This is a genomic window from Caballeronia temeraria (assembly GCF_001544795.2).
Lineage (GTDB): Bacteria > Pseudomonadota > Gammaproteobacteria > Burkholderiales > Burkholderiaceae > Caballeronia > Caballeronia temeraria.
Genome location: NZ_FCOI02000004.1, coordinates 185,370 through 211,524 on the forward strand (window position 1 = coordinate 185,370; position 26,155 = coordinate 211,524).

Below are 26,155 nucleotides of genomic sequence, written 5' to 3' on the forward strand. Positions count from 1 at the left end.
GCACGCTGTCAGGCCGGATCGGCGGCGGCGACGGCGATGCCGTCGTTCCGGGAACGGCGCGCATCGATCAGGCAGACCGCCAGCATCGCGATGACGCCGGGAACCGCGATGGCGACGAAGTTCTGCTGCAGCGGCAAGGCCTTGCTCACGAGAAAGCCGATCACGATGGGCGCGAGAATCGCCCCGCCGCGCCCGATGCCCGACGCCCAGCCGATGCCCGTCGAGCGGATCGCGGTCGGATAGAACTGCCCGGCGAACGCATACGTGACGATCTGCGTGCCGATCGTCGACGCGCCCGCAAGACCAACCAGGAAGAACAGCACGGCGACCGGAACCTTCACGCCCAGCAGGCTGATGGAGATCGCCGCGAGCGCGTACATCGCGATCAGCACGTATTTGATGTTGAACCGGTCGGCGAGCCATCCGCCGCCGATCGCGCCGATCATCGCGCCGAAGTTCAGAACCAGCACGAACGTGAGGGCCGAGCCGAGGCTGTGTCCGGCGCCGGCCATGAGTTTCGTGAGCCAGGAACTCAGCGCGTAGACCATGAACAGGCACATGAAGAACGCGATCCACAGCATGACGGTGCTCGTGCCGCGTCCTTCGGCGAACAGTCGCGCGATCGGCGAACCGGGCGCGCCTTCACGGTCGGACAATGAAAAGCGGTCTGCAAGTTGCGGCACATAGCGCGGATCGATGCGCGAAAGAATATCTTTCAGACGCGTCGAGCGCTCGTTTCGAACGAGAAACGCCAGCGACTCCGGCATGTACTTCAGGATCACGGGCGCGAGCAGCGCCGGAAACCCTGCGGCGAGAAACACGGATTGCCAGCCGTAGCGCTCGATCATGCCCTTGCCGACGAGCGCCGCCAGCATGCCGCCGACGGAATATCCGCTGAACATCAGCGTCACCATCGTGCTGCGGATCTTGCGCGGCGAGTACTCGGTCATTTGCGCGACGACATTCGGCATCACGCCGCCGATGCCCAGTCCCGCGAGAAAGCGCGCAATGCCGAACGTCACCGGATCGCGCGTCAGCCCGGCCGCGGCCGTGAATATGCTGAACAGCAGGAGACAGATGACGATGGCGGGCACGCGGCCGATTCTGTCGGCGATGGTGCCGAGAAACACCGCGCCGAGCATCATGCCGAGCAGCGCGGAACTCACCATGAAGCCGGCGCTCGTCGGCTGAATGCCCATGTCGCTCATGATCGACGGCAGCGCGATCCCGACGACCGCGAGATCGTATCCATCGAAGATGATGATGAGCGCGCACCAGAACAGAAGCAGCACGTGAAACTTGCCGAACCGCGCATCGTCGCATAGCTTTTGCACGTCTATTTGCCGCATGATGTCTCCATTGATGTAGGACTTGCAGTGATTCCGCGTTGGTCTTTTTTGTATTGATTTCGACGGCTCGATGAACGCGCGCGCGTTCTCCTTGCCGCGTTCGTGGCGCAGCAAGGGCTCGCGTTTAATGTGTTTTTCGTTGACGGACTGCGTTGAAGTGCTTGCGTGTTACGACGGGTTCGCCGTCAATACGGCCACTGCCTTGATCTCGACGATATAACCCGGAGCGCCGCCGAGCATGTGCGCGCCCACTGCCGTCCATGCGGGCAGCGGATGCGTGTTGAGATAGCGGTCGCGCACCTGCATGAACAAGGGCAGATCGCGCATATCGGTGTGAAAGGTCGTCACGTCGACGACATCGCTCAATGAAGCGCCCGCCGCTTCCAGCACGAGCTTCAGATTCTCGAATGCCTGCACGATCTGCGCCTCGCGGTCCTCGACCCGTTGCATCGCGGCATCGCGGCCGATCTGTCCGGACACGTAGATCGTGTTGCCGGCCTTGATTGCGGGCGCATAGCGGATCTTTTCGTACACCGCTTCCATTCCCGCGGGAACGATAGCCTTGCGTTCACTCATGAATGCGTCTCCCGCGAAATCAGCCGTTATCGCCGCCGGCGACGGGTAATACCGCGCCGGTGATATAGCTCGCTTCATCCGATGCGAGGAAAAGAATCGGCGCGATCTGTTCGTCAAGCGTGCCGTAGCGTTTGAAGAAGGTCGATTCGGTGACCTGCTTCACCGCTTCGCCCATCCAGATTTTTTCCCGTTCGCTGTCGCCGCTCGCATTACGCGGCACGCGTCGCGGAGGCGCTTCGGTGCCGCCCGGCGCCGCCGCGACCACGCGGATGTTGTGCTCGCCGTATTCCATCGCGAGCGCTTGTGTCATCGCGTTGACGCCGCCTTTCGCAGCCGAATACGGCACGCGGCGAATCCCGCGCGTCGCGTTCGACGACACGTTCACGATCGTTCCGCGTCCGCGCTCGAGCAGATGCGGCAACACCGCATGGCACGCGTAAAGCGTCGGCATGAGCGAGCGGCGAATCTCGGCGTCGATCTGCGCGGGCTCGAACTCGGCATACGGACGCATGCGGATCGCGCCGCCGACGCCGTTGACGAGAATATCGATGCCGCCGAACGTGCGCGCCGCGAACGCCATCGCCGATGCCGCGCCTTCATACGTTTCCATATCGGCGACGAAGCCGGCTGTATCCGCGCCCTGCGCTTCGGCGGCCACTTCCTCGATGAAATCCGCGCGATCGACGAACAGCACCTTCGCGCCTTCCGCCGCCGCGCGCAACGCCACGCCCCGCCCGATGCCCTGCGCCGCGCCGGTGACGACCATCACCTTGCCGGCAAATCGTTGTTTGCTCATGCGGTCACCGGCGAGGCGTTGGGAGTGAACTTCTCGTAGTGGAAGCTGTTGGGCTTCACGCCGTTCTCGTCGAAGTGCTTGCGCACGGCATCGACCATCGGCGGCGGGCCGCACAGGTACACGTCGACATCGCCGTCATTCAGCGATTCGGCGGGCATATGCTGCGTCACCCAGCCTTTGCGCGGATGATTCGAATCCGCATCGGCGACGACGGTGCTGAACGTGAAGTTCGGCAACTGCGCTGTGTACGCTTCGATGGCTTCGACCTGCACGAGATCGAGATCGCGCGTCACGCCATAGATCAGGTGAATCTTCTGTTGCGAGTTCGCGCGCGCGAGCACTTCGAGCATCGAGAGGAACGGCGCGAGACCCGTGCCGCCCGCGAGGAACAGGAGCGGACGCTCAACCGCGCGCAGATAGAAGCTGCCGAGCGGACCGGTCAGCTCGACCGCGTTGCCCGTCTGCGCGGATTCGAGCCACGTGCTCATCACGCCGCCGGGAATCTTCTTGATGAGGAAGCTGATCTTCGTTGCGCCCGGCGCGGACGAGAACGAATACGAGCGATGCTGGCCGCTGCCCGGAACATCGATATTCACGTACTGGCCCGGCAGGAAAACCGGCGCGGGCGTGGCGGCATCCACATCCAGTTCGAGTACGACGGCGGCGTCGTTGTGCGGCTCGATCTTCGTGACCGTCGCGGCGAACTTGCTCTGCGCGGTCTTGCATGCCGTCGACGATGCCGGGACCGCGATCACGCAATCGCTCGACGGCACCATCTGGCACGTGAGCACGAGACCGCTTTCCTTCTCGTCATCGGAGAGCGCGTCTTCGATGTAGTCGTCGCCGAGATCGTAGTTGCCGCTTTCGGCACGGCACTTGCAGGTGCCGCACACGCCGTCGGAGCAATCCATCGGCAGATTGATCTTGGCGCGGAATGCGGCGTCGAGAACCTTCTCGCCCGCCTTGCATTCGACGAAACGCGTCACGCCATCTTCGAAATTCAGTGCAATGTTGTAGCTGGACATGTTGCCTCCTACTTCCTGTCTCGTCACCGCGGGCTTCAGACGTGATAGACGTCGAGCACCTGCCGGATGTAGTCGTTCTTCAGCACAATCTTCTTGTGCGAAATCACCAGAATGTCGTCGACCTTTCGCAACGTCACGAAGATCGTGCCGAAGAAATGATCGGTCATCTTGTAGCGATGATTGAGCGTATCGAAGTTGTAGCGCACATCGACTTCGTTCTCGCGCTCGGCCAGCACTTCCACGTTCGTCACGTTGTGGCTCGTGCGCGGCTCGGGCATCGATGCGCCGCTGCGCTCGGTCTTGATGCGGAACACGCGATCTTCGAGGCCGCCGCGATCCGGGTAGAACATCAGCGAGATCTGGCTTTCGTGATCGTCGGTGAGCTGATCGTCGTCGTCCCACGCGGGCATCCAGTACGTGACGTCTTCCGCGTAGCACCCGAGCCACTCGTCCCACTGACGGTCATCGAGCAGACGCGCCTCGCGATACAGCGTCGCGCAGATTTTCAGGTAATCGAAGCTCATGCCAGTGTCTCCCCTTGTTCCTTCTTCAACGCGTCGCGCATCACGTTGACCCAGTATTCGTGCTGGACGACGAAGAGACCTTCGTCTTCGCTGCGCTCGCCCGAAATGAGCGGCTTGATGCCCATGTTCCTCGCGTTTTCGTCCGGACCGTGCACCCACAGCGGCGCGCCACGCGAGAGATCGTTCCACATCGCCGTGATGCCCGCGTAACCCGACTGGCACGCGCGGAATTCTTCGAGGTCGTCGCTCGTGCCCATGCCCGACACGTTGAAGAAGTCTTCGTACTGACGAATGCGCGTCGCGCGATCCTCCGCGCTTTCGCCCTTCGGCGCGAAGCAGAAGATGCTGACTTCGGTCTTGTCGACGCCGAGCGGCCGCACCACGCGAATCTGCGTGCTGAACTGATCCATCAGGAACACGTTCGGATAGAGGCACAGATTGCGCGTCTGATTGACGATGTAATCCGCCTGAACCTCGCCGACACGCGCCTTGATCTCTTCGCGATGCTGATACACCGGCCGCACTTCCGGGTTCATCGTCTTGGTCCACAAGAGGATGTGGCCATGATCGAAGCCATACACGCCCGCGACCGACTTGCTCCAGCTATTGGCATCGACGGCCTTGGTGCCTTCCACTTTGCGCCGGCCCATCGTCGCGGCGTAGTTCCAGTGCACGGTGCTGACGTGATAACCGTCGCAGCCGTTTTCCATCTGCATCTTCCAGTTGCCGTCGTAGATGTACGAGGAATTGCCGCGCAGCACTTCGAGCCCGCCGGGCGCCTGATCGACGATCTGATCGATAATCACTTTCGTCTCGCCGAGATAGTCTTCGAGCGGGATCGAATCCGCATTCAGGCTGCCGAACAGAAAGCCGCGATAGTTCTGAAAGCGCGGCACGCGGCGCAAATCGTGCGAGCCGTGCGTGTTGAACTGGATCGGATATTCGGTGGTCTTTTCGTCCTTGACCTTCAGGAGCTTGCCCGTGTTGGAAAACGTCCAGCCGTGGAACGGGCACGTGAAGCTGCCCTTGTTGCCGTGCTTGCGGCGGCACAGCATCGCGCCTTTATGTGCGCAGGCGTTGATGACCGCATGCAGTTCACCGGTCTTGTCACGCGTCACGACGATAGGCTGACGGCCGATCCACGTCGTGTAGTAATCGTTGTTGTTGGGGATCTGGCTTTCGTGCGCGAGATACACCCAGTTGCTCTCGAAGATGTGCTTCATCTCGAGATCGAACAGATCGGCGTTCGTGAAGATGTCGCGACGGCAGCGGTAGACGCCGCTTTCCTTGTCGTCCTGGACGGCGTTTTGCAGCAGTTCGTCGAGCTGCGTGGCTTTGTCGGTGATGGCGGACATATGAGTTCTCCCTATGCGCGGTTCCGTGGCGGAGCGCATGCATCGGTATCGAATGGGGTCGTGCGGAGAGTCGAGCGGCGGCGGGCGTGCCGCCGCTCAGGCGCGTTCGGCGATTACGCCGTGACGGACGCGCGCGGGCGATGGACGATCTGGTTGTCCTTGCCCTGCACCAGCGGAGTCAGCTGGATGTCGAAGACGATTTCCTTGTACGCATCGTCCTTCAGGCCCAGCGCCGTGCCGCCCGTCTTTTCGACGACATGCGGAACCAGCTCCTCACGCGTTGCATAAGCGAAGTCATCCCAGATCAGCGGATCGCCTTCGATGTTGATCTGCGTCGTCAGCTTGCGATGCTTCTCGCTCGTCGCGAAGAAGTGCACATGCGCCGGACGATTGCCGTGACGCGCGAGCGAGTCGAGCAATTGCTGCGTTGCACCTTGCGGCGGGCAGCCGTAGCCGACAGGCATCAGCGTGCGGAATTCGTAGCTGCCGTCGGCGCCCGTCTTCACCGCGCCGCGCAGGTTGAAATCGCTTTGCGCGCCGGTCGGGTCGAAGTGCGAGTAGAAGCCATTCGAGTTGGCGTGCCAGCATTCGACCACCGCGTTCGCGACAGGCTTGCCGTCGAGACCCGTGACCGTGCCGCGAATGACGAGCGGGCCGGCATTCGCATCGGGATCGAGATCGATCTTCGACACGCCGTCGCGCACCGGCGCACCGGCCACATACAGCGGGCCTTCGATGGTGCGCGGCGTGCCGCCGTGGATGTCCGCTTCGCGATCCTCGGCATCCATGCGGATGTCGAGATACTTTTCCAGACCGAGGCCAGCCGCGAGCAGCGCGGCTTCGCCGTCCCGGCCCAGCTTGTTGAAGTAATTGACGCCGGTCCAGATTTCATCGGGCGTCATGTTGAGGTCGTCGATCGCCTTGAACAGGTCGCTCAGCAGGCGATGCGTGATCTCCTTGGCGCGAGCACTGCCGTCCTGACTTCCGAGGTTCGCAGCGGCCTTCAGCAGGTCCTGCACTTCCTTCGTATCGAACACTTTGATGCTCATGTCTGCTCCTGAATCTCGCAATTTTATGGTGGGGGTTAACCCTCGCTTCAGCACCGCAGCAGATATGCTCGGAAGGTATAGTCGGGTGTTGAAACAGAGCGTGAAGGCAGGATAATGGACGTAAAGAAGCCCAGTCCAACACTGATTTAGTATCGGGCTATATCCAGGAGGTATTGAATGGAGCTGCGACACCTGCGCTACTTTGTGGCGGTGGCGGAGGAAAGAAACTTCACGCGCGCCGCCGAGCGGCTGCATATCGCGCAACCGCCGCTGAGCCGACAAATACAGCAGCTCGAAGAAACGCTCGGCGTGCAGTTATTCGAACGCAACTCACGGCCGCTCAAGCTCACGGAGACGGGCAAGTTCTTCTATTCGCATGCCGTGCAGCTGCTCGCGCAGACGGCCGAGCTCGAATCCATGACGCGGCGCGTGGGCAATATCGAGCGCAGTCTTTCGGTGGGATTCGTCGGCTCGACCTTATATGGCATGTTGCCGAAGATCATCCGCCGCTTTCGCGACGAGAACACCACCGTCGAACTGAGCCTGCACGAAATGTCGACGATGGATCAGATCCGCGCGCTGAAAGATGGCCGCATCGATGTCGGTTTCGGGCGCATTCGTCATGAGGATGCGAATATCCGCCGTGTGGTTCTGCGCGAAGAGCAACTGATCGTCGCGTTGCCGGTCGGCCATCCGCTCTCGCTCGCGAAGCCCGTGCTCTCGCTGCGCGATCTCGTCAACGAAACGCTCATCATTTTCCCGAAGGCGCCGCGCCCGAGTTATGCCGATCAGGTGCTCGCGGCGTTCCAGGACCGCGCGCTCGCGCCGCGCAAGACCTATGAAGTACGCGAATTGCAGATCGCGCTGGGCCTCGTCGCGGCAGGCGAAGGCATTTCCGTCGTGCCGAGCAGCGTGCACGGCCTGAAACGCGACGACGTGAGCTACAAGGAACTCGACGATCCCACGCTCGTCTCGCCGGTCATCATGAGCATGCGCGCGCTCGACGAATCGCGCGACATCAAGGAGATGCTCGAACTGATCTACCGGCTGTACGACGAGGAAAAGATCGCGTATACGCCGCGCACGGATCGGGGCGGGTGAAGCACGTCATACCTGGCGGGTATGACACTAGACGTGAACGGTCTTGGACAGGCGGCAATTGGGCACGCAATATCTCAACAACCCATCCATTCCGACATTTCAGGTATGAAAGCCCAAATCACCTCCGTCGAAGCGATTCTGGTCGATCTTCCGACCATCCGTGCGCATCAACTCGCGATGGCGACGATGCAGCAGCAAACCCTCGTCATCGTCCGTCTGCGCACGAGCGACGGCATCGAGGGCATTGGCGAAGCCACGACCATCGGCGGCCTGTCTTACGGCGATGAGAGTCCCGAAGGCATCAAGCTGACCATCGATACGTATCTCGCGCCCGCGCTCGTCGGACAGGATGCGACCAACATCAACGCCGCGATGCTCAGGCTGAACAAGGTCGCGCGTGGCAACCGTTTCGCGAAGTGCGCGCTCGAAACCGCGCTGCTCGATGCACAGGGCAAGCGTCTGAACGTGCCAGTGTCGGAACTGCTCGGCGGCGCGGTGCGCAAAACGCTGCCGGTGCTTTGGACGCTCGCGAGCGGCGACACGCAGCGCGATATCGAAGAAGCCGACATGCTGCTGGCCGAACGCCGTCATAACACGTTCAAGCTGAAGATCGGCCGGCGCAGCGTGCGCGATGACGTCGCGCATGTCTCGAAGATCAAGGCCGCGCTCGGCGATCGCGCGAAAGTCACCGTCGATGTGAACCAGGCCTGGAGCGAAACCGATGCAGCGCTCGGCATCGAGGCGCTGGAAGCGGCGGGCATCGACCTCATCGAACAGCCGACGCCGCGCGAGCAACGCGGCGCGCTCGCGCGACTCGCGGCGCGTTTCATCGTGCCGATCATGGCGGACGAAGCCGTGACCGGCCCAGAGGACGCGCTCGAACTCGTGCGCCACGCATGCGCCGACGTGTTCGCGCTGAAGATCGCGAAATCCGGCGGCATCTACGGGATGATGCGCACGGCCGCCATCGCCGATGCGGCGGGCGTCTCGCTCTATGGCGGCACGATGCTCGAAGGCAGCATCGGATCGATTGCATCGGCACACGGATTCAGCGCGCTGCCGCAACTTTCATGGGGCACGGAACTGTTCGGGCCGCTGCTGCTGAAGGATGACATCGTGACGGCGCGCCCGCAGTATCGCGACTTCGATCTGCATATGCCGGAAGGACCGGGGCTGGGTCTTCACATCGATGAAGAGAAGCTTGCGTTTTATCGCCGCGACAAGCGCGCCTGATTTCATTGACACACGATCGAGGAAACCATGCTTTATCTCGTCAGAATGGACGTTCATCTGCCGCACGACATGCCCGCCGCCAAAGCCGACGAAATCAAGGCGCGCGAGAAGGAATACTCGCAAGAGTTGCAGCGGCAAGGCAAATGGCAGCAGTTGCATCGCGTGGTCGGCGAATATGCGAACTACAGCGTTTTCGATGTCGATTCGCACGATGAACTCCACACGATTCTCTCGGGCCTGCCCTTGTTTCCGTACATGACGATGAAAGTGACCGCGCTCGCGCGCCATCCGTCGTCGATTCGCTGACACGTCGAACGGTTCCGATGAAACGCGACACGCAGCCGCCGCTGACACCCGCCGCGCGCCAAGGCGGCTGGTCGGTATCGGCGGTGAGCGCCGGGCTGCTCGCCGTCATCATCTCGTATGCGGGACCGCTCGCGATCTTCTTTCAGGCGGCGCACACGGCGCATGTCGGCAATGAAGCGGTCGCGTCGTGGGTCTGGTCGATCTCGATGGGCGCGGCCGTCTCGGGCATCGTGTTGAGCGGGTGGCTGAAGCAGCCGATCATCATCGCGTGGTCCGCGCCCGGCTCGGCGCTGCTCGTCACGCTCTTTCCCGGCATGCCGGTGAGCGAGGCGATCGGCGCGTATATCGTCGCGGGCGCGTGCATCTTCGCGCTCGGCGTGTCGGGATGGTTCGATCAGATCGTGCGGCGCATACCGAAAGGCATCGCCTGCGGCATGATGGCGGGCATCCTCTTTCAGTTCGGCACCAATGTGTTCAAGTCGGTTGCCGTCGCGCCGTGGCTCGCGCTGGGCATGCTCGCGAGCTTTCTCGTTTTCCGCCGATGGGCGCCGCGCTACTGTCTCATTCTCGTGCTCGCGTTCGGCTGCGCGCTCGCCGTGGGACTTGGCCTCACGCATTTCGAATCGGTCGGTTTTCATCTGACGCGCCCCGTCTTCACGATGCCCACGTGGTCCTGGCAATCGACCGTGAGTCTCGCGCTGCCGCTCGTCATCGTCAGTCTGACGGGGCAATTCCTGCCGGGATTCGCGATCCTGCGCGTCTCCGGCTATCAGACGCCGACGCGTCCCGTGCTCGTCACGACGAGCCTCGCGTCGATCGCCGTCGCGTTCTCGGGCGGCATCACGATCGTCATCGCGGCGATCACGGCGGCGCTGTGCACCGGGCCGGATGCGCATCGCGACCCGGCGCATCGCTATGTCGCGGGCATCGCCAATGGCATCTTCTATCTGATCGGCGGATGCTTCGCCGGCACCGTCGCGATGCTGTTCGCCGCGCTGCCCAATGCGTTCGTCGCGGTGCTCGCGGGTCTCGCGTTGCTCGGCGCGATCGCGGCGAACGTCGTCGGGCTGGTGCAGGACGAGGCGCATCGTGAGGCGTCGTTCATCGCGTTCATCGCGACGGCGTCGAACATGAGCTTTCTCGGTCTCGGCTCGGCGTTCTGGGGCATCGTGCTCGGCGCGCTCGCGCATCTCGTGCTGGGAAGCGCGAAGCAGAAAGCCTGAGTGGAATCACGACGCGCTTTGCGAATCGCCGTCGATCGGAATCATTTGGCCCGATATCGAGCGCCCCGCATTCGATGCGAGGAATACGGCGAGCGCGGCGATATCGGCGGGATCGACGAAGCGCTTGATCGACTGATTCGCCAGCGCTGCCGCTTCTTCCTCGGCCACGCTGCGGCCGTTCGCCGACGCGCGTCCTTCGAGAACCTGCTGAATGCGCGGACCCTCGACCGCACCCGGCAAAATCGCGTTGACGCGAATGCCGAACTCGCCCAGCTCGCGCGACAGCGTTTTGGTGAAGCCGACGAGTCCCCATTTGGTCACGGCGTACGGACTGCGGTTCGGATAACCGAAGCGGCCCGCGAGCGACGACATGACCACGATCGCGCCCGAGCCGGATTGCTTCAGATGAGGGATCGCACGTTGCGTCACGACGAAGGTGCCCGTGAGATTCACGCGCAGCACGCTTTCCCACGCGTCCGGGTCCATGTCGGCGACCGAGGCGGCCGGACCGGCGATGCCCGCATTGTTGACGAGCACGTCGATTCCGCCGAGCGCAGCCGCGGCATCGTCGACCATGCGTGCGGCGGCCGCGCGATCGCCCATATCGCAGACGGAGGTCGTCACGCCCGGCATGTGCGCTTGCAGTCGCCCGAGCGCGGCTTCATCGATGTCGCACACGAACACCTTCGCACCCGCCGACACGAACGCCTCGGTGATCGCGTGGCCGATGCCGTTCGCGCCGGCGGTCACCAGCACGCGTTGCGCATTCGAACTCGTCATGGAATGCTCCGTCAGGCGCACGCGGCGCGGATGAACTCGGGCACGGGCACGGCCTTCAGCCGTCCGTCGGACTGCTTGACGCACAATGCGCGCGTCGCGCGGCCTTCGCAAATCAGCGTATCGCCGCGCATGATGCGATGGTTCTGGATAAAGACCTTGCCGCGCCATTCCTCGATACTGCTATGAACCTCGATGGTTTCTCCATACGTCACCGATGTATGAAAGCGCGTATGCATCTCGAGGAGCGGCGCGCCGATGCAGTTCGGCAGATCCGTCATCGCGCGCCAAGGCGGCAGGCCGCACTGAATGAAATAATCGTGGGAGGCGGCGTCCATCCAGCGCGAAAAGTTCGGGAAGAAGACAATGCCCGCCGGATCGCAGTCGCCGAACTGCACGTCGACGCGGTAGATAGTTTCCTTGCTCATGAGTCCATGATCCTCCATCGATTTCCGTCATTGTGCCCGTCGCGCGTCCACGACACTGTCGTTCTCGCGACAATCGCGGGTTCAGAACGATGACCCGGCGCAAGCGCATGTCCGCGCCCTCGTTCACCCTGGACGAGTTGCTGGCGCGGTCGTCGTGGTTCGTGCGGCTGGACGAAGCCGCGCGAGCGCGTGTGCGCGCCGAGACGTCCGAGCGCACCGTCGTCATGGGCCAGGTGCTCGGGCATCACGGCGAGCGGCAACATGTGTGGTTCGGCATGCTCGAAGGTCTCATCAAGTGGTCGATCACCGCGCGCGACGGGCAGACCGTGACGCTCGGCGGCCAGTCGGCGGGAAGCTGGTTCGGCGAAGGCACGCTGATTCGCAACGCGCCACGGCAGTCGGACCTCATCGCGCTGCGCGACAGCCGCGTTGCGCAGATTCCGCTCGCCACGTTCAACTGGCTGCGCGAGCATCAGCCTTCGTTCAACGAGTTCCTGCTGTTTCAGGTGAACGAGCGTTTGCATTGGTTCATGGCCGTCGCGGCGGCACACGGCCTGCTCGATACCGACAGTCTCGTCGCGCGGGCACTGGCCGGCATGGTCCATCCTTTGTCGAACGCGAGCGGCGCGCGTCATGTGCAGATTTCGCAGGAAGAACTCGCGAACCTCGCGGCCGTGTCGCGTCAAACCTGCAACAAGGCGATGAGCCGCTTCAAGAACGCCGGTCTCGTGCGCGCCGAATACGGCGAAATCGTCATACTCGATCTCGCGGGGCTGCAGGCCATCGCGCAGTAGTGCCTTCGCGCCGTCGCTGAAGCGATGCCTTCGCGTATACGCTGACCCGGACTGTCGCCCGATCGACAGTTGCAATGACAGGCCGCCGAAATAATGCGTGTCATACCAGACAGGGAGACACGCAATGAATCGCATTCGTCCGCTGACCGGCGCGGCGGTCATCGACAGCCCGCTAGGCCGCACCGAGGAAGACGCCGTCTTTCGCAAGATCAGCATGCGAGTCATGCCGCTCGTGCTGATCGCCTACGTGTTCGCATTTCTCGACCGCATCAACATCGGCTATGCGCAACTGCAAATGAAGCAGGATCTCGCGTTCTCCGACGCCGTGTACGGTCTCGGCGCCGGACTCTTCTTCGTCACCTACCTGCTGTTCGAAGTGCCCAGCAACCTGCTGCTCGAAAAGATCGGCGCGCGGCTGACGTTCCTGCGCATCATGGTGCTGTGGGGCCTTGCATCGGCGGCCACCGCGTTCGTCTCGGCACCGTGGCAGTTCTATGGGATACGCCTGATGCTCGGCCTCTTCGAAGCGGGCTTCTTTCCCGGCATCATCCTGTATCTCACGTACTGGTATCCGAGCCAGCGCCGCGGCCGCGTAACGGGCCTCTTCCTGTTCGGCATGCCGATCACCGGCGTGCTCGGCGGGCCGCTGTCCGGAACGATCATGAGCGGTCTGGAAGGATTCGGCGGCATGCACGGCTGGCAGTGGCTCTTTATCGTCGAAGGTTTGCCGACGGTGCTCATCGGCCTTCTGCTCTATCGCATGCTGCCGAACAGGCCCGACGACGCGGCATGGCTGAGCCAAGCTGAAAAAGAGACCGTGCGCGCGGCCATGAGCGCCGATCACAAGGATGACGCCGCGCATGGCGGCCACGGCAAGCTCGCGGCCGCACTGGCCGATCCGATGACTTACGTGCTCGCGTTCGTCTATTTCTGCTGCGCATGCGCCGTCTACACGATGACATTCTGGCTGCCGACGATGATCAAAGGCATCGGCATCGCGAACGTATCGACGATCGGCTGGTTCACCGCCGTCCCCTACTTCTTCGGCGCGCTCGGCGTGCTCGTCATCAGCCGCAGTTCGGACCGCTTCGGCGAACGCCGCTGGCATGTCGGCGGCACGCTCGCTATCGGCGCGGTCGCGCTGGCATCGACGCCCTTCGCGGGTGCGAACGTCGGCCCGGTCATGACGCTGCTGTGCATCGCTTCGTTCTTCATCTTCGGCGGCGGCTCGCTCTTCTGGTCGATTCCGCCGACGTACCTCGGCCGCGACGCGGCGGCGGCAGGCATCGCCGTGATCAGCTCGCTCGGCATTCTCGGCGGCTTCGTCAGCCCGACGCTGATCGGCTGGATCAAGGGCGCGACGGGCAGCATTCAGACGGGCCTCTTCGCGTTGACGGCGGTGGTGCTGGTCGGTTGCCTGACGGTGCTCATCGGGCTGCCGAGGCGCGCGCTGCGCGTCGGAACGGACAGCGCAAATTCTTGAAGCAATCTGCATTCATCAATCGGAGACGAACACATGAGCAAGCCCAAAGTCATCGTGACGGTCGCGCCCACGGGCGGCATGGCGACCAGGAAGATGAACCCGAACCTGCCGACGCAGCCGCGCGAAATCGCCGACGATACCTACCGCTGCTACAACGCCGGCGCGAGCGTGGTCGCCGTGCATGCGCGCCGTCCGGACGATCAGGCGACCTGCGATCCCGCGATCTACAGCGAGATCAACCGGCTGATCCGCGACAAGTGCGACATCATCCTGAACAACTCCACGGGCGGCGGCATCAACGGCGACATGGTGCGCGAGCTGGACAACGGCTTGTGGGAAATCATGTGGGAAGAGCGTCTGAAAGGCATGCAGGGCGATGGCGTCGAGATGTGCACGCTCGATGCGCAGACCGTAATCGCGAGCTTCGAAGGCAAGGAGATTCTGGTCGCCACGCCGCCGTCGCGCATCCGTCAGATCGCCCGCATGATGAAGGAACGCGGCATCAAGCCGGAATGGGAAGTGTTCGGTCTCGCCGATATCGTTCAGGACGTGCAGCGCGCGCTCGACGAAGGCCTCGACGATGCGCCGCATTTCATCAACATCGTGATCGGCGCGAACGCGTTTCAGGGCGCGTTACCCTATACGCCGCGCCTGTTGCAGACGATGGTCGATCATCTCCCGGCGCACACCGTGTTCAACGTCAGCGCGATCGGCGCGGCGCAATTGCCCGCCGCGATGAATTCGCTGCTGCTCGGCGGGCACGTGCGCGTCGGGCTCGAAGATAATCTGTATTACCGGCACGGACAACTGGCGACGAACGTGCAGCTCGTCGAACGGCTCGTGCGCCTCGTGCGCGAGATGGGATACGAACCGGCGACGCCCGCCGAAGCGCGCGAGATCATCGGCCTTTCGCCTTTGCGCAAAGACGTCGCGGGCGCGTCTCTGGAGACCTGCAAATGAAGGCGAACGAAATCGAGCATGTGGCGGTCGTCGGGACGGGCGTGATCGGCGCGAGCTGGGCCGCGTACTTCCTGGCGCGCGGACTTCGCGTGTCGGCGACGGATCCCGCTCCCGGCGCACGCGAGCGGCTCATGACGACGGTCGCGCGGCATTGGCCGACGCTCGAACGCATCGGTCTCGCTGAAGGCGCATCGCTGTCGAAGCTGACGTTTCACGACGATCTGGAAAGCGCGCTCGCGGGCGCGCAGTTCGTGCAGGAGAACGGGCCCGAGCGCGAAGACCTCAAGCTCGATCTGCTCGGACGAATCGATGCCGCGATTCCGGAGAATGTCGTGATCGCGTCGAGCACGTCGGGTCTTTTGATGAGCCGCGTGCAGCGCGCATGCCGTCATCCGGCGCGCGTCGTACTCGGTCATCCGTTCAATCCGCCGCATCTGATTCCGCTCGTCGAAGTGATCGGCGGCGAAGCGACCTCCGCTGCATCAATCGACTGCGCGATGGCCTTCTATACCGCGATCGGCAAGCGGCCCATTCATCCGCGCAAGGAGATCATGGGCCACATCGCCAACCAGCTGCAGGCGGCGCTCTGGCGAGAAGCGTTTCATCTCGTGGCGACCGGCGCGGCAAGCGTCGCGGATATCGACGATGCCATCGCCTACGGTCCCGGCCTGCGATGGGCCGTGCTCGGACCGTTCGCGAATCTGCATCTCTCGGGCGGCGAAGGCGGCATCGGGCACACGCTCGATCACCTCGGCCCGCCGATGCAAAGCTGGTGGGATGACCTCGGCGCGCCGCGACTGACTGCGGAGCTTCAGCGCAAAGTCGTCGACGAGATGAACGCGGCGCTTGCGGGCCGATCATCGGAATCGATGGAAACGGAGCGCGACCGTATCATGCTGGCGCTTCTGAAGGCGCGTTCAGGCGCGAACGGCTGACCGCGCCTTCGAGGCCGCGCTTCGATGCATCGCGGCACCGGAACGTGATCGCCGCGCGATTCACCTTGCCCTGTTCGGTCAGCGGCACGCGTTGCAAGGCGGCCATGCGCACGGCCTTCGCAACAGACGCGCCGCACGCCGATTCGAGCGCGCGCATGCAACGCGCGACATCGACGCGCCGGCCCGTCCACGGCACGACCACGACGTCCCACACGTAACCGCGAGCGGCATCGCCCGATGCGATGGCGCGCGCATAGCGGACATCGGGCAACGCGCACAGCGGCGTTTCGATCTGCGCCGGACCGATGACGGCGCCATCGATCTCGGCGACATCTCCGCCGCGTCCGGTCACGTGCAGATAGCCCTTTGCGTCGATGAAGCCGATATCGCCCGTCAGACACCAGCCGTCGCGAAACTTATGCGCCGCTTCGATCGGCTGACGATGATAGCCCTGCGCCACCGCCTTCGATTTCACTTCGATCGCGCCGTGCTGTCCGTGATGCGCGAACGTGCCGTCGGCGCGGCGGATGCGCACGTCGACGCCGGAACGGATGCGCCCCGCGCTGTCCAGCAGGCTCGCATCGACGAGATAGTCCGATGGCGTCAGCACGCTCACGAGCCCCGCCTCGCTCGCGCCGTACATGTGCGTGAGCACGGGTCCGAGCCGCCTGATCGCGCGCCGCCGCAGAATCGCGGGCGCCGATCCGCCGATATGCGCAATCGAGCGCAACGACGACAGGTCGCACCGATGCACGTCCGGATGATCCATCGTTTCGAAGAGTTGCGGCTCGACGAGCAATACATCCGTGATGCGCTCGGCTTCGATCGTCGCGAGCGTGTCGGCGGGATCGTAGCCAGTCTTCAGCACGACCGTGCCGCCGCCCGACAACGTGTTATCGACGAGCACTTGCGACAGATACGCCAGCGCCCCGTTGACGAGTTGACGCCGGTCTTCGGGACTCGGCGCGCTCACCATCGTCGAATAGGCGGCGAAGCTGCGGCGGCTCGCTTTCGGCGCGCCGGTCGAGCCGCCCGACGAAACCACCACGGCGAGGTCGTCGGGCCGCGCGCGGCTTTGCACCGGAAGATCGTGCTGCACGCGCGCACGGATATCCAGACGCAAGCGCGCCGGCCCCGCGCCGACATACGCGAGCTGCGCGCCGCTGTGCGCGGGCACGAGATGCTTCGTCTGCGCGAAAGCGATGAGCAGCGTCGGCTGCATGCGCGTCACGAACGCCGCGCGCTGTTCCGCCGATTCAATCGCGGGCAGGAACATCGTCGTCGCGCCGAGCAGGTTGGTCGCGTAGCGGATGGCGAGCGCATCCGGGCAATTCGGCGCGAACATCGCGACGAACGCGTGGCGCGTGACGCCGAACGACGCAAGCGCCCGCGCATACCGGTAGATCGATGCGCGAAACGCCGCGCCCGTCACGTCCTCGTCGAGATAGCGCAGCACCGTGCGACCGGCGTGCGCATCGAGACGATCGAGCAGGACATCGACATACGACCGGAAGGCCGCTTTATCACACGTTTCCATGACTGCATCCCTCTTTCATCAGCGATGGATGCAGTCTGCCCGCGCACAATGAGGCGAAAATGAGCGGCTAGGCGAATGCGTTCGACAGCACGTCGCCGATGGCGCTCGCGGTCGCTTCGACGTTGCGCTCGTTCAGCGCCGCGACGCACATGCGGCCCGAGCGGATCAGGTAGACGCCGTGGCGTTCGCGCATCGCATCGACCTGCGCGGCGAAAAGACCCGTGTAGGTGAACATGCCGCGTTGCTCGAGGTATCGTGCGAGCATCGCGTCGGGCACGTTGCCGCGAAGACGTTCGTGGATCGCGCCGCGCATGCATGCGATGCGCGTGCACATCGATGCAAGCTCTTCTTCCCACGATCGGCGCAGTGCGGGCGTCGTCAGCACGCGGGCGACGATGGTCGCGCCGTGCGTCGGCGGGTTGCTGTAGTTCGCCCGCACGGCGCTCGTCAGTTGACCGAGCACGCGCACGGCCGTCTGCGCCGATTCGCAGATCACCGAGAGCGCGCCGCATCGCTCGCCATAGAGCGAGAAGTTCTTCGAGAACGAATTGGCGACGAACGCCGGCACGTTGCGGCGAGCCAGCTCGCGAATCGCGAACGCATCGGCATCGAGGCCCGCGCCGAAGCCCTGATACGCCATGTCGATGAACGGCAGCAGATCGCGTTGCTCGATCACATCGATCAGCCTGATCCATTGCGCCTCGTCGAGATCGACGCCCGTCGGGTTGTGGCAGCACGCGTGCAGCAGCACGACGCTCTTCGCGGGCAGATCGCGGATCGCCGAAAGCATCGCGTCGAACTGCAGGCCGCCGGTGGCTTCGTCGTAATACGGATACGTGCCGACCGTAAATCCCGCGCGCTCGAAGATGAAGCGATGGTTGTCCCACGTCGGATCGCTCACCCACACCTGCGAGCCGGGGAAATAGCGCTTGATGAAGTCCGCGCCGACCTTCAACGCGCCGGAGCCGCCGAGCGTCTGCACGGTCGCGATGCGGCCTTCTTTGCGGGCGGGCGCATCGTCGCCGAATACGAGCGACTGCACGGCATCGCGATATGCCGCGAGGCCCGCCATCGGCAAATACGGTTTCGCTGCGGGCGCTTCGAGCAACTGCGCTTCGGCTTCGCGCACGGCGCGCATGACGGGCAGACGGCCCTCATCGTCGTAGTAGATGCCGATGCTCAGATTGACCTTGTTCGCGCGCGGGTCCTTCGCGAAGTCTTCGTTCAGCGAGAGGATCGGATCGCCGGGATAGGCATCGATGTGTTCGAACATGACTGTCTCCTTCAGACACGCGACAACGCCGCATTCGCGCGCCGACGGTTGCGAATGGCATAACCCACGCCGAGCACCGCGAGCCACACGGGAATCAGATAGACCGAGATGCGCAGATCGGGAATCAGGCACATCACCACGAGAATGCCGGCGAGGAACGCGAGGCACAGATAGTTGGTGAGCGGATAGCCGAGGCTCTTGAACACGGTCGTCTCGCCGGCCCGCGCTTTCACGCGGCGGAATTGCAGATGGATGAGGCTGATCATCGCCCAATTGATGATGAGCGCCGACACGACGAGCCCCATCAGCAATTCGAACGCCTTGCCCGGCATCAGATAGTTGATGAGCACGCATGCGGCCGTCGCGAGCGCCGAAACGCCGAGCGCCATAAGCGGAATGCCGCGCTTGTTCACCTTGAGAAGCGCGCGCGGCGCATTGCCCTGCTGCGCGAGACCGTAGAGCATGCGGCTGTTGCAATACACGCCGCTGTTATAGACCGAGAGCGCCGCGGTAAGCACGACCGCATTGAGCACGTGCGCGACGAAGTTGCTGTTCATCGCGTGGAAGATCAGCACGAACGGGCTGCCGCCGGTCACGACCTTCGTCCACGGATACAGCGAAAGCAGCACGCCGAGCGCGCCCACGTAGAAAATCAGAATGCGATAGATCACCTGATTGGTCGCGCGCGGAATGGTGTGCGAAGGATCGTCCGCTTCGGCTGCCGTAATGCCGACGAGCTCCAGCCCGCCGAACGAGAACATGATGACGGCCATCGCCATGACGAGACCCGAGACGCCGTTCGGAAAGAAGCCGCCATGACGCCAGAGATTCGTCACGCTCGCTTCCGGTCCGGCGTTGCCCGAGAAAAGCAGCCAGCCGCCGAAGCCGATCATGCCGACGATCGCGACCACCTTCACGATCGCGAACCAGAACTCGAGCTCGCCATACGATTTCACGCTCGTAAGATTGATCGCGTTGATGATGCAGAAGCACACGAGCGCGGACACCCAAGTCGGAATGCCCGGCCACCAGTACTGCACGTAGATGCCGACGGCGGACAGCTCGGCCATCGACACGAGGATGTAGAGCACCCAGTAATTCCAGCCCGACAGGAAGCCCGCGTATTGGCCGCAATACTTGTCCGCGAAGTGGCTGAATGAACCGGCGACCGGCTCGTCGACGACCATCTCGCCCAGTTGCCGCATGATGAAAAAGGCGACGATGCCCGCGATCGCATAGCCGAGCAGCACCGACGGCCCCGCCGATTTGATCGTCTGGGCGATGCCGAGAAAAAGCCCGGTCCCGATCGCGCCGCCGAGCGCGATGAGTTGAATGTGACGGTTCTTCAGGCCGCGTTTGAGCGTGCCGTGTCCCTCATGTGTCACGTGTCTCTCTCCTTGTGTGCTCGATTTAGGGGAATCAGTGTAAATTTGTTACGGCACAATATGATTTCCTAACGCGCGCAGACAAACCCTAGTTTGTGCGTTTCGATTTCATCGACTGACGCATTGGAGAAATAAAATTGCAGACCATCGAGATCGATCGTATCGACCTGCGTTTGCTCGGGATTCTGCAGTCGCGTGGACGCATCTCCAACCTCGAGCTGGCGGAGGCGATCAATCTGTCGCCGGCGCAAACGCTGCGGCGGCATCGGCGGCTGGAGGAGCTCGGCGTGATCAAGGGCTACGAGACGCGGCTCGATGCGCAGGCGCTCGGCTTCGGCGTGGTGGCCTTCATTCAGGTGACGATGGAGCGCGGCCACGTGCGCGACCTCGCGAAGTTCAAGGGCGTCGTCGGCAAGCTCGCGGAGATTCAGGAATGCTTCGCCGTGACCGGCGATATCGATTACATGCTGAAGGTGATCGCGCGGGATCTCAAAGGCTTGTCGGAGTTTCTGCTCGATACGCTGATGCGCATTCCCGGCGTGAGCGGTGTGAAGTCGAGCGTGTGTCTGGATGAGTTGAAGTGTGTGAGCGCGGTGCCGCTCGAAGCGTAAGTGCGGGCCGCGCTCGCGTAATGCGGGCTTAGATCGCCATACCGCCCGACACTTCGATGCGTTGCGCATTGACCCAGCGATTATCCTCAGACAGCAACGACGCGATCATCGGACCGATATCATCGGGCAAGCCCGCGCGCCCGAGCGCGGTCATATCCGCGATGCGCTTGTTCAGCTCCGGATTGTCGCGGACGATGCCGCCGCTGAAGTCCGTCTGTATCGCGCCCGGCGCGACCACGTTGACGGCGATCCTGCGCGGCGCCAGCTCCTTCGCCATGTATTTCGTCAGCACCTCGACCGCGCCTTTTGGATAGCGAGGACGGCGCTGGTCGATAATCCACTTCAATCCGCACGGGCCGTGCGGAAAGCCGAACGGTCAGACGCGCTGAAGCACGCGCGACAGAACGTGCTCTTCGAGTTCCGCGAAGCCCGGCGCGGTACGCGTGCGCGGCCTTTGTAACGACACCGCCGTATCGAGCGTGATGCGCCCCGCATCGATCAGCACGATGCGATCGCCAAGCGACACCGCTTCCTGCACATCGTGCGTGACGAGCAGCGCGGTCAGCTTGTGCTCGCGCCACAAGCGCTCGATCAAGCCCTGCATCTCGATGCGCGTCAACGCATCGAGCGCGCCGAGCGGTTCATCGAGCAAAAGCAGATCCGGCCGATGCACGAGCGCACGCGCGAGCGCCACACGCTGACGCTGCCCGCCCGACAGACGCGACGGCCAATCCTTCTCGCGCTCGGCGAGACCCACTTCCACGAGCGTCGCGCGGGCTTCGTCGCGTTTGTCGCGCGGCAGCCCGATCATCACGTTGTCGAGCACGCGCTTCCACGGCAGCAGGCGCGCGTCCTGAAACATGATGCGCACCTGCAGTTCATCCGATCGCGCTGCCGCGTGGCGCTGCACGACGCCGCCCGTCGGCTGATCGAGACCGGCGATGAGCCGCAGCAAGGTCGATTTGCCGCAGCCGCTTCGTCCGACGATCGACACGAAGCTGCCTCGCTCGATCGCGAAGTCCAGCCGGTCCAGCACCGTGCGCTCGCCGAAGCGCTTGTCCACGCCGCGCAGCGACACGGCGACATCGCGCCCGATAGAAGGCGCGCGCACCGGCGTTTCAACGCGCCTGAACGCGGGCGCCAGCGTGTCGATATCGATCAGATTCATGATTGCGTCTTCGTTTGATATGCCGGGTGCCAGCGCAATGTGGTGCGTTCGATGGCGCGCGCGGCCATGTCGGCGAGTTTGCCGAGCAGCGCATAGAGCAGGATGCCGACGACCACGACATCGGTTTGCAGGAACTCGCGCGCGTTCATCGTCATATAGCCGATGCCCGATTGCGCGGAGATGGTCTCGGCGACGATCAGCATCACCCACATCAACCCGAATGCGAAGCGCACGCCGACGAGTATCGACGGCAACGCGCCCGGCAGAATCACATGCCGATACAGCGCGAAACCGGACAAGCCATAGCTTTTCGCCATTTCGATCAGATCGCAATCGACCGAGCGGATGCCGTGATACGTGTTGACGTAGACCGGAAAGAACACGCCCAGCGCCACGAGCACCAGCTTCGCTTCTTCACCGATGCCGAACCAGAGGATCAGGAGCGGAATCATCGCGAGTGCGGGGATGTTGCGGATCATCTGCACGGTCGAATCGAGCGCGACCTCGGCCGGTTTGAAGAGACCCGTCGCGAGACCGAGCGCGAAGCCGACGCCGCCGCCCATCGCGAAGCCCGCGAGCGCGCGGCCCGCGCTGACCTTGACGTTGGCCCACAGTTCGCCGGATTCGATCAGCGACCACGCCGCCTTCACCACCGCGAGCGGCTCGGGCAACACGCGCGATGACAGCCCGCCCGTGCGCGCGGCGCTTTCCCATGCGATCAGGATCAGCACCGGCACGAGCCAGGGCAGCGCGCGACGGGCAATGGATTGCAGCTTCATGATGCCGATGCACGCGGCAGTTCCGCCGTGCCGATGACTTCCCCGAACGGCCCGGACAGTGGCCCGTTCGCCTGCTCGCGCTGCTGACGCGGCAGGAGCGGAAACACCAGCTCGGCAAAGCGATACGACTCTTCCAGATGCGGATAACCCGAAAGAATGAACGTCTCGACGCCCAGCTCCGCATACTGCTTCATCAGTCCGGCGACCTGCTCCGGATTGCCGACGAGCGCCGTGCCCGCACCGCCGCGCACCAGCCCGACGCCCGCCCACAGATGCGGATACACCTCGAGCTTGTCGCGTCTGCCGCCGTGCAGCGCAGCCATGCGCCGCTGACCTTCGGAATCCATCTTCGCGAATGACGCTTGCGCGCGGCGAATGGTTTCATCGTCGAGCTTGCTGATGAGCTTCTCTGCGTCCGCCCATGCTTCCTGCTCGGTTTCGCGCACGATCACATGCAGGCGAATGCCGAATTTGATCTTGCGCCCTTCCGCCTCCGCGCGACGGCGGATATCCGTCAGTTTCTTTTCGACGTCTTCGGGCGGCTCGCCCCACGTCAGATACGTGTCGATATGCTTCGCCGCGATATCGTGCGCCGCCGCCGACGAGCCGCCGAACCACAGCGGCGGATGCTTCTTCTGCACCGGCGGATACAGCACCTTGCCGCCCTGCGATTGCAGATGTCTGCCGTCGAAATCGAAGCTGCCGTTCTCGTGCGACTGTTCAAGCAGGCCGCGCCAGATCGTGAGGAATTCGTCGGTGATTTCGTAGCGCGTATCGTGGTCGTGGAAGATGCCGTCGCCGGCAAGCTCGTTCGGATCGCCGCCCGTCACGACGTTGATGAGCAGACGACCATTTGAAAGCCGGTCGAAAGTCGATGCCATGCGCGCCGACAATCCCGGCGAGCTCAGGCCGGGGCGGATCGCGACGAGAAACTTGAGGCGCTTCGTCGCGGGAATCAGGCTCGACGCGACGACCCACGCGTCCTCGCAGGAACGGCCCGTGGGCAGAAGGACGCCTTCATAGCCGAGCGTATCGGCGGCGACGGCGATCTGTCGAAAGTAATCGTAATTCGCGGCGCGCGCGCCTTGCGACGTGCCGAGATAACGGCTGTCGCCGTGAGTCGGAATGAACCAGAAAACATTCATGTTGATCGTGTGTCGGATGAGTGCTTGCCGCGCGGAGATGCGCCGGCGCTCGTACGAGTCTAACGACGCGTCGCGCGCAGCCAAACCATCGATTCGCGCTAAGGATGTGCGTGATCGTGCTAACGCCGGGGCTTCGCTTTACGCGACGTTCCAGCGCGCCTCGGTCACGTCGAGTTTCTTCGGAATCAGCTTGAGATTGGTGAAGGTATCGGCGATCTGCTGCTGATACGCGAGCGTGGCCGGCTCGATCGACTGCACGCCGTACGACGAGCGCCTGAGCGCGGTTTCGATGATGCCCGTATCGAGGCCGACGAGCGGAGACAATTGCGCGGCCACCGCAGGCACGTTGTCGCGCGCCCAGCGATCGACCTGATCGAGTTCTTCGAGCACCGCGTGCACCAGTTGCGGCTGCGCCGTCGCGATCTTGCGCGTCGCGAGGTAATACTGCACGTTGCGCACGATGCCGTTCGCATCCGTGAGTTGACGCGCGTTCGCCTGCTTTTCGACGGCAGCCAGATACGGGTCCCAGATCGCCCATGCATCGATGCTGCCTTGCACGAAAGCGGCGCGCGCATCGGCGGGCGCGAGATAGACCGGCTGAATATCGGCCCAGGCGAGGTTCGATTTTTTGAGCGCCTCGACGAGCAGGTAATGCACATTCGATCCCTTGTTCAGCGCCACTTTCTTGCCGCGCAATTCCGCGACTGAACGGACGTTCGAGTCCTTCGGCACGACGATCGCCTCGGCGTGCGGCGCAGGCGGTTCGTGGCCGATATACACGAAATCGACGCCCGCTGCCTGCGCGAAGATCGGCGGCGTTTCGCCGACCGTGCCGATATCGACCGCGCCCGCATTGAGGCCTTCGAGCAGTTGCGGCCCGGCGGGAAATTCGAGCCATTGCACGGCGATGCCTTGTGCGGCAAGGCGTTTGTCGAGCGATCCGCGCGCCTTGAGCACGACGAAGTTGCCGTACTTCTGATAGCCGATGCGCAAGGTCTTCGGTGCATCGGCGGCCTGCGCGATGCGCGTGGCGAGCCCGCCGGACAGCCCCGCACCGAGCGCGGCGAGCGTGAAGAGCGTGCGACGGCGCGCAGGGATGAAGGGCGTGTTCTTGCGGTCGGACATACGTGTTTCCTCGTTGAGCGAAGACATCCTTACCGATGCCAATACTGCCGATGCTAACAACGCACGTTCCGCGGGCTAAACGAGAAATCGTGCTATCGATAGTTCGCGCGGCGATCCTTCTTCATTCCGCATATCGATAGCGCCGGATATTATTTGCCGCTCGCGCGCCGCGCCTCTAGCATCACGCTTCCTCAAACAGCATGCGTGCGCATTCATGAAGATCAAACATCCATTCAAAGCCACTCTGTTCTCGCTTCTGCTCGCGTGCGGCGTCGTGAGCGCACAGCCGTCGTTCGCAGCGAATCAGACGGTGCGCGTCGGCATCATGTCGGGCGAAGACGAAGATGTTTGGCGCGCCGTGGCCGCTAATGCGGCGAAGCACGGCATCACGGTGAAGGTCACGACCTTCTCCGATTACACGCAGCCGAACGAAGCGCTCGCGCAGCACGATCTCGACGCCAACTCGTTCCAGCACAAGCCTTATCTCGATGCACAGATTCAGGCGCGCCACTACGACATCGTGCCCGTGGGCTACACGTATGTGCAGCCGATCGGTCTGTATTCGCGCAAATGGAAAGCCTTAGATGCGTTGCCGCAAAACGCGGCGATCGGCGTGCCGAACGATCCGAGCAACGAAGGCCGCGCGCTGCTTCTGTTGCAAGCCAATGGCGTGATCAAGCTGCGCGATCACGTCGGCCTGTTGCCGACTGCGCGCGATATCGCGAGCAATCCGAAGCACGTGCAGATTAAGGAACTGGATGCGGGTATCGTCGGCCGTGCGATCGGCGATCTCGATGCGGCCGTCGTCAATACCGACTGGGCCATCAAGGCGGGCATCGATATCGGCAAGGAACGCATCGCGCAGGAGAAGGTGCAGAGCAATCCGTATCGCAACTTCATCGCGGTCAATGCGAAGGATGCGCAGGCGCCGTGGGTCAAAGCACTCGTCGAGAGTTATCAGCAGGCCAATGTGGCTTCTTCGATTCTGAGCGTGTATCACGGCGCGACGCTGCCCGCATGGGACGGCGCGCCGCAACGATGACGCGCGCATAGCTCGCCGCGCGCTACCCGACAGAAACCGCACCTTCGTGCGGATCACCGCATGTCACCGATGCATCGGCGACATGCGGTGAAACGAATTCCGCCGTTCCATCCCTACGGTTTCGCCTATCCTTGATCTGGCTTCGGCACGGTCCTCACGCGAGCGATCGTGCCGGT

At 63.2% G+C, this 26,155-nt stretch carries 26 protein-coding genes and 1 pseudogene; 10 read left to right on the forward strand and 17 right to left on the reverse strand.

What is annotated here, in order from left to right:
* Positions 1-8 precede the first annotated feature (8 nt).
* The 7 genes from AWB76_RS08010 to catA form a co-directional block, all read right to left on the reverse strand.
* A complete protein-coding gene (locus AWB76_RS08010) occupies positions 9-1,349 on the reverse strand; it encodes an MFS transporter (RefSeq protein ID WP_061159836.1) in 1,341 nt (446 codons plus the stop codon).
* A 168-nt stretch (positions 1,350-1,517) separates the two neighbouring features.
* A complete protein-coding gene (locus AWB76_RS08015) occupies positions 1,518-1,925 on the reverse strand; it encodes a RidA family protein (protein ID WP_061159599.1) in 408 nt (135 codons plus the stop codon).
* Positions 1,926-1,944: 19 nt separating this feature from the next.
* A complete protein-coding gene (gene benD / locus AWB76_RS08020) occupies positions 1,945-2,721 on the reverse strand; it encodes a benzoate diol dehydrogenase BenD (RefSeq protein WP_061159600.1) in 777 nt (258 codons plus the stop codon).
* The gene (gene benC / locus AWB76_RS08025; protein WP_061159837.1) at positions 2,718-3,746 is read right to left on the reverse strand and encodes a benzoate 1,2-dioxygenase electron transfer component BenC; all 1,029 of its coding nucleotides are present in this window, start codon (positions 3,744-3,746) and stop codon (positions 2,718-2,720) included. The genes benD and benC overlap by 4 nt, the downstream gene beginning before the upstream one ends.
* 35 nt (positions 3,747-3,781) lie before the next feature.
* Complete coding sequence (benB, locus tag AWB76_RS08030; protein WP_061159601.1) at positions 3,782-4,270, reverse strand: benzoate 1,2-dioxygenase small subunit; 489 nt, start codon at positions 4,268-4,270, stop codon at positions 3,782-3,784.
* Positions 4,267-5,625 carry a Rieske 2Fe-2S domain-containing protein gene (locus AWB76_RS08035; protein WP_061159602.1) on the reverse strand — a complete coding sequence of 453 codons (1,359 nt, stop codon included), beginning with the start codon at positions 5,623-5,625 and terminating at the stop codon, positions 4,267-4,269. The genes benB and AWB76_RS08035 overlap by 4 nt, the downstream gene beginning before the upstream one ends.
* A 113-nt stretch (positions 5,626-5,738) precedes the next feature.
* A complete protein-coding gene (catA, locus tag AWB76_RS08040; protein ID WP_061159603.1) occupies positions 5,739-6,674 on the reverse strand; it encodes a catechol 1,2-dioxygenase in 936 nt (311 codons plus the stop codon).
* Between the two features lie 177 nt (positions 6,675-6,851).
* Between catA and AWB76_RS08045 the strand changes: the two genes are divergently transcribed.
* The 4 genes from AWB76_RS08045 to AWB76_RS08060 all read left to right on the forward strand — a co-directional run bounded on the left by AWB76_RS08045 (position 6,852) and on the right by AWB76_RS08060 (position 10,537).
* The gene (locus tag AWB76_RS08045) at positions 6,852-7,775 is read left to right on the forward strand and encodes a LysR family transcriptional regulator (RefSeq protein ID WP_061159604.1); all 924 of its coding nucleotides are present in this window, start codon (positions 6,852-6,854) and stop codon (positions 7,773-7,775) included.
* A gap of 105 nt (positions 7,776-7,880) precedes the next feature.
* Complete coding sequence (locus tag AWB76_RS08050) at positions 7,881-9,008, forward strand: muconate/chloromuconate family cycloisomerase (RefSeq protein WP_061159605.1); 1,128 nt, start codon at positions 7,881-7,883, stop codon at positions 9,006-9,008.
* Positions 9,009-9,035: 27 nt separating this feature from the next.
* Positions 9,036-9,314: a muconolactone Delta-isomerase gene (catC, locus tag AWB76_RS08055; RefSeq protein WP_035505070.1), complete on the forward strand. Its 279-nt coding sequence runs from the start codon at positions 9,036-9,038 to the stop codon at positions 9,312-9,314.
* 17 nt (positions 9,315-9,331) lie between these two features.
* A complete protein-coding gene (locus tag AWB76_RS08060) occupies positions 9,332-10,537 on the forward strand; it encodes a benzoate/H(+) symporter BenE family transporter (protein WP_061159606.1) in 1,206 nt (401 codons plus the stop codon).
* Between the two features lie 6 nt (positions 10,538-10,543).
* Here the strand turns inward: AWB76_RS08060 and AWB76_RS08065 are convergent, their stop codons facing one another.
* Both AWB76_RS08065 and AWB76_RS08070 read right to left on the reverse strand, forming a co-directional pair.
* Positions 10,544-11,317: an SDR family oxidoreductase gene (locus AWB76_RS08065; RefSeq protein WP_061159607.1), complete on the reverse strand. Its 774-nt coding sequence runs from the start codon at positions 11,315-11,317 to the stop codon at positions 10,544-10,546.
* A gap of 11 nt (positions 11,318-11,328) precedes the next feature.
* Positions 11,329-11,742, reverse strand: a complete 414-nt coding sequence (locus AWB76_RS08070; protein ID WP_061159608.1) for an acyl-CoA thioesterase — start codon at positions 11,740-11,742, stop codon at positions 11,329-11,331.
* Positions 11,743-11,849: 107 nt separating this feature from the next.
* Here AWB76_RS08070 and AWB76_RS08075 point away from each other — a divergent pair, with 107 nt between their 5' ends.
* The 4 genes from AWB76_RS08075 to AWB76_RS08090 all read left to right on the forward strand — a co-directional run bounded on the left by AWB76_RS08075 (position 11,850) and on the right by AWB76_RS08090 (position 15,914).
* Entirely contained in the window at positions 11,850-12,536 is a 687-nt protein-coding gene (locus AWB76_RS08075; protein ID WP_374729917.1) for a Crp/Fnr family transcriptional regulator, read from the forward strand.
* 124 nt (positions 12,537-12,660) lie between these two features.
* On the forward strand, positions 12,661-14,019 hold the full coding sequence (locus AWB76_RS08080) for an MFS transporter (RefSeq protein ID WP_061159610.1): 1,359 nt from the start codon (positions 12,661-12,663) through the stop codon (positions 14,017-14,019).
* A gap of 33 nt (positions 14,020-14,052) precedes the next feature.
* The gene (locus tag AWB76_RS08085; protein ID WP_061159611.1) at positions 14,053-14,979 is read left to right on the forward strand and encodes a beta-keto acid cleavage family enzyme; all 927 of its coding nucleotides are present in this window, start codon (positions 14,053-14,055) and stop codon (positions 14,977-14,979) included.
* Entirely contained in the window at positions 14,976-15,914 is a 939-nt protein-coding gene (locus AWB76_RS08090) for a 3-hydroxyacyl-CoA dehydrogenase NAD-binding domain-containing protein (RefSeq protein WP_061159612.1), read from the forward strand. Before AWB76_RS08085 ends, AWB76_RS08090 begins: the two co-directional genes overlap by 4 nt.
* On the opposite strand, the gene AWB76_RS08095 is transcribed toward AWB76_RS08090, so the two are convergent.
* The 3 genes from AWB76_RS08095 to AWB76_RS08105 all read right to left on the reverse strand — a co-directional run bounded on the left by AWB76_RS08095 (position 15,871) and on the right by AWB76_RS08105 (position 20,109).
* The gene (locus tag AWB76_RS08095) at positions 15,871-17,451 is read right to left on the reverse strand and encodes a class I adenylate-forming enzyme family protein (RefSeq protein ID WP_244173263.1); all 1,581 of its coding nucleotides are present in this window, start codon (positions 17,449-17,451) and stop codon (positions 15,871-15,873) included. The two genes, AWB76_RS08090 and AWB76_RS08095, sit on opposite strands and share 44 nt — an antisense overlap.
* Positions 17,452-17,518: 67 nt before the next feature.
* The gene (locus tag AWB76_RS08100; protein WP_061159613.1) at positions 17,519-18,724 is read right to left on the reverse strand and encodes an amino acid aminotransferase; all 1,206 of its coding nucleotides are present in this window, start codon (positions 18,722-18,724) and stop codon (positions 17,519-17,521) included.
* A gap of 11 nt (positions 18,725-18,735) precedes the next feature.
* Positions 18,736-20,109, reverse strand: coding sequence for an amino acid permease (locus tag AWB76_RS08105; protein WP_061159614.1), 1,374 nt, complete (start codon positions 20,107-20,109; stop codon positions 18,736-18,738).
* A gap of 137 nt (positions 20,110-20,246) precedes the next feature.
* On the opposite strand from AWB76_RS08105, the gene AWB76_RS08110 reads away from it, so the two are divergent.
* On the forward strand, positions 20,247-20,720 hold the full coding sequence (locus AWB76_RS08110; protein WP_061159615.1) for an Lrp/AsnC family transcriptional regulator: 474 nt from the start codon (positions 20,247-20,249) through the stop codon (positions 20,718-20,720).
* A 28-nt stretch (positions 20,721-20,748) separates the two neighbouring features.
* On the opposite strand, the pseudogene AWB76_RS08115 reads toward AWB76_RS08110, so the two are convergent.
* From AWB76_RS08115 to AWB76_RS40380, 5 genes and pseudogenes are all read right to left on the reverse strand, one after another.
* Positions 20,749-21,027, reverse strand: a pseudogene (locus AWB76_RS08115) (SDR family NAD(P)-dependent oxidoreductase); the annotation flags it as partial.
* 69 nt (positions 21,028-21,096) lie between these two features.
* Positions 21,097-21,888, reverse strand: coding sequence for an ATP-binding cassette domain-containing protein (locus tag AWB76_RS08120; RefSeq protein WP_061159616.1), 792 nt, complete (start codon positions 21,886-21,888; stop codon positions 21,097-21,099).
* The gene (gene ssuC / locus AWB76_RS08125) at positions 21,885-22,667 is read right to left on the reverse strand and encodes an aliphatic sulfonate ABC transporter permease SsuC (protein WP_061159617.1); all 783 of its coding nucleotides are present in this window, start codon (positions 22,665-22,667) and stop codon (positions 21,885-21,887) included. The genes AWB76_RS08120 and ssuC overlap by 4 nt, the downstream gene beginning before the upstream one ends.
* On the reverse strand, positions 22,664-23,812 hold the full coding sequence (gene ssuD / locus AWB76_RS40375; protein WP_061159838.1) for an FMNH2-dependent alkanesulfonate monooxygenase: 1,149 nt from the start codon (positions 23,810-23,812) through the stop codon (positions 22,664-22,666). The genes ssuC and ssuD overlap by 4 nt, the downstream gene beginning before the upstream one ends.
* Before the next feature lie 138 nt (positions 23,813-23,950).
* Positions 23,951-24,937 carry a sulfonate ABC transporter substrate-binding protein gene (locus AWB76_RS40380; RefSeq protein ID WP_096031266.1) on the reverse strand — a complete coding sequence of 329 codons (987 nt, stop codon included), beginning with the start codon at positions 24,935-24,937 and terminating at the stop codon, positions 23,951-23,953.
* A 214-nt stretch (positions 24,938-25,151) separates the two neighbouring features.
* Between AWB76_RS40380 and AWB76_RS08140 the strand changes: the two genes are divergently transcribed.
* Positions 25,152-25,979, forward strand: a complete 828-nt coding sequence (locus AWB76_RS08140) for a MetQ/NlpA family lipoprotein (RefSeq protein WP_061159619.1) — start codon at positions 25,152-25,154, stop codon at positions 25,977-25,979.
* Positions 25,980-26,155: the final 176 nt, after the last annotated feature.

Excerpts from the sequence above, each read along its gene's own strand:
- AWB76_RS08010 (WP_061159836.1), bottom strand. The coding sequence starts at position 1,349 with ATGCGGCAAATAGACGTGCAAAAGCTATGCGACGATGCGCGGTTCGGC.
- AWB76_RS08015 (WP_061159599.1), bottom strand. The coding sequence starts at position 1,925 with ATGAGTGAACGCAAGGCTATCGTTCCCGCGGGAATGGAAGCGGTGTAC.
- benD (WP_061159600.1), bottom strand. The coding sequence starts at position 2,721 with ATGAGCAAACAACGATTTGCCGGCAAGGTGATGGTCGTCACCGGCGCG.
- benC (WP_061159837.1), bottom strand. The coding sequence starts at position 3,746 with ATGTCCAGCTACAACATTGCACTGAATTTCGAAGATGGCGTGACGCGT.
- benB (WP_061159601.1), bottom strand. The coding sequence starts at position 4,270 with ATGAGCTTCGATTACCTGAAAATCTGCGCGACGCTGTATCGCGAGGCG.
- AWB76_RS08035 (WP_061159602.1), bottom strand. The coding sequence starts at position 5,625 with ATGTCCGCCATCACCGACAAAGCCACGCAGCTCGACGAACTGCTGCAA.
- catA (WP_061159603.1), bottom strand. The coding sequence starts at position 6,674 with ATGAGCATCAAAGTGTTCGATACGAAGGAAGTGCAGGACCTGCTGAAG.
- AWB76_RS08045 (WP_061159604.1), top strand. The coding sequence starts at position 6,852 with ATGGAGCTGCGACACCTGCGCTACTTTGTGGCGGTGGCGGAGGAAAGA.
- AWB76_RS08050 (WP_061159605.1), top strand. The coding sequence starts at position 7,881 with ATGAAAGCCCAAATCACCTCCGTCGAAGCGATTCTGGTCGATCTTCCG.
- catC (WP_035505070.1), top strand. The coding sequence starts at position 9,036 with ATGCTTTATCTCGTCAGAATGGACGTTCATCTGCCGCACGACATGCCC.
- AWB76_RS08060 (WP_061159606.1), top strand. The coding sequence starts at position 9,332 with ATGAAACGCGACACGCAGCCGCCGCTGACACCCGCCGCGCGCCAAGGC.
- AWB76_RS08065 (WP_061159607.1), bottom strand. The coding sequence starts at position 11,317 with ATGACGAGTTCGAATGCGCAACGCGTGCTGGTGACCGCCGGCGCGAAC.
- AWB76_RS08070 (WP_061159608.1), bottom strand. The coding sequence starts at position 11,742 with ATGAGCAAGGAAACTATCTACCGCGTCGACGTGCAGTTCGGCGACTGC.
- AWB76_RS08075 (WP_374729917.1), top strand. The coding sequence starts at position 11,850 with ATGTCCGCGCCCTCGTTCACCCTGGACGAGTTGCTGGCGCGGTCGTCG.
- AWB76_RS08080 (WP_061159610.1), top strand. The coding sequence starts at position 12,661 with ATGAATCGCATTCGTCCGCTGACCGGCGCGGCGGTCATCGACAGCCCG.
- AWB76_RS08085 (WP_061159611.1), top strand. The coding sequence starts at position 14,053 with ATGAGCAAGCCCAAAGTCATCGTGACGGTCGCGCCCACGGGCGGCATG.
- AWB76_RS08090 (WP_061159612.1), top strand. The coding sequence starts at position 14,976 with ATGAAGGCGAACGAAATCGAGCATGTGGCGGTCGTCGGGACGGGCGTG.
- AWB76_RS08095 (WP_244173263.1), bottom strand. The coding sequence starts at position 17,451 with ATGGAAACGTGTGATAAAGCGGCCTTCCGGTCGTATGTCGATGTCCTG.
- AWB76_RS08100 (WP_061159613.1), bottom strand. The coding sequence starts at position 18,724 with ATGTTCGAACACATCGATGCCTATCCCGGCGATCCGATCCTCTCGCTG.
- AWB76_RS08120 (WP_061159616.1), bottom strand. The coding sequence starts at position 21,888 with ATGAATCTGATCGATATCGACACGCTGGCGCCCGCGTTCAGGCGCGTT.
- ssuC (WP_061159617.1), bottom strand. The coding sequence starts at position 22,667 with ATGAAGCTGCAATCCATTGCCCGTCGCGCGCTGCCCTGGCTCGTGCCG.
- ssuD (WP_061159838.1), bottom strand. The coding sequence starts at position 23,812 with ATGAATGTTTTCTGGTTCATTCCGACTCACGGCGACAGCCGTTATCTC.
- AWB76_RS40380 (WP_096031266.1), bottom strand. The coding sequence starts at position 24,937 with ATGTCCGACCGCAAGAACACGCCCTTCATCCCTGCGCGCCGTCGCACG.
- AWB76_RS08140 (WP_061159619.1), top strand. The coding sequence starts at position 25,152 with ATGAAGATCAAACATCCATTCAAAGCCACTCTGTTCTCGCTTCTGCTC.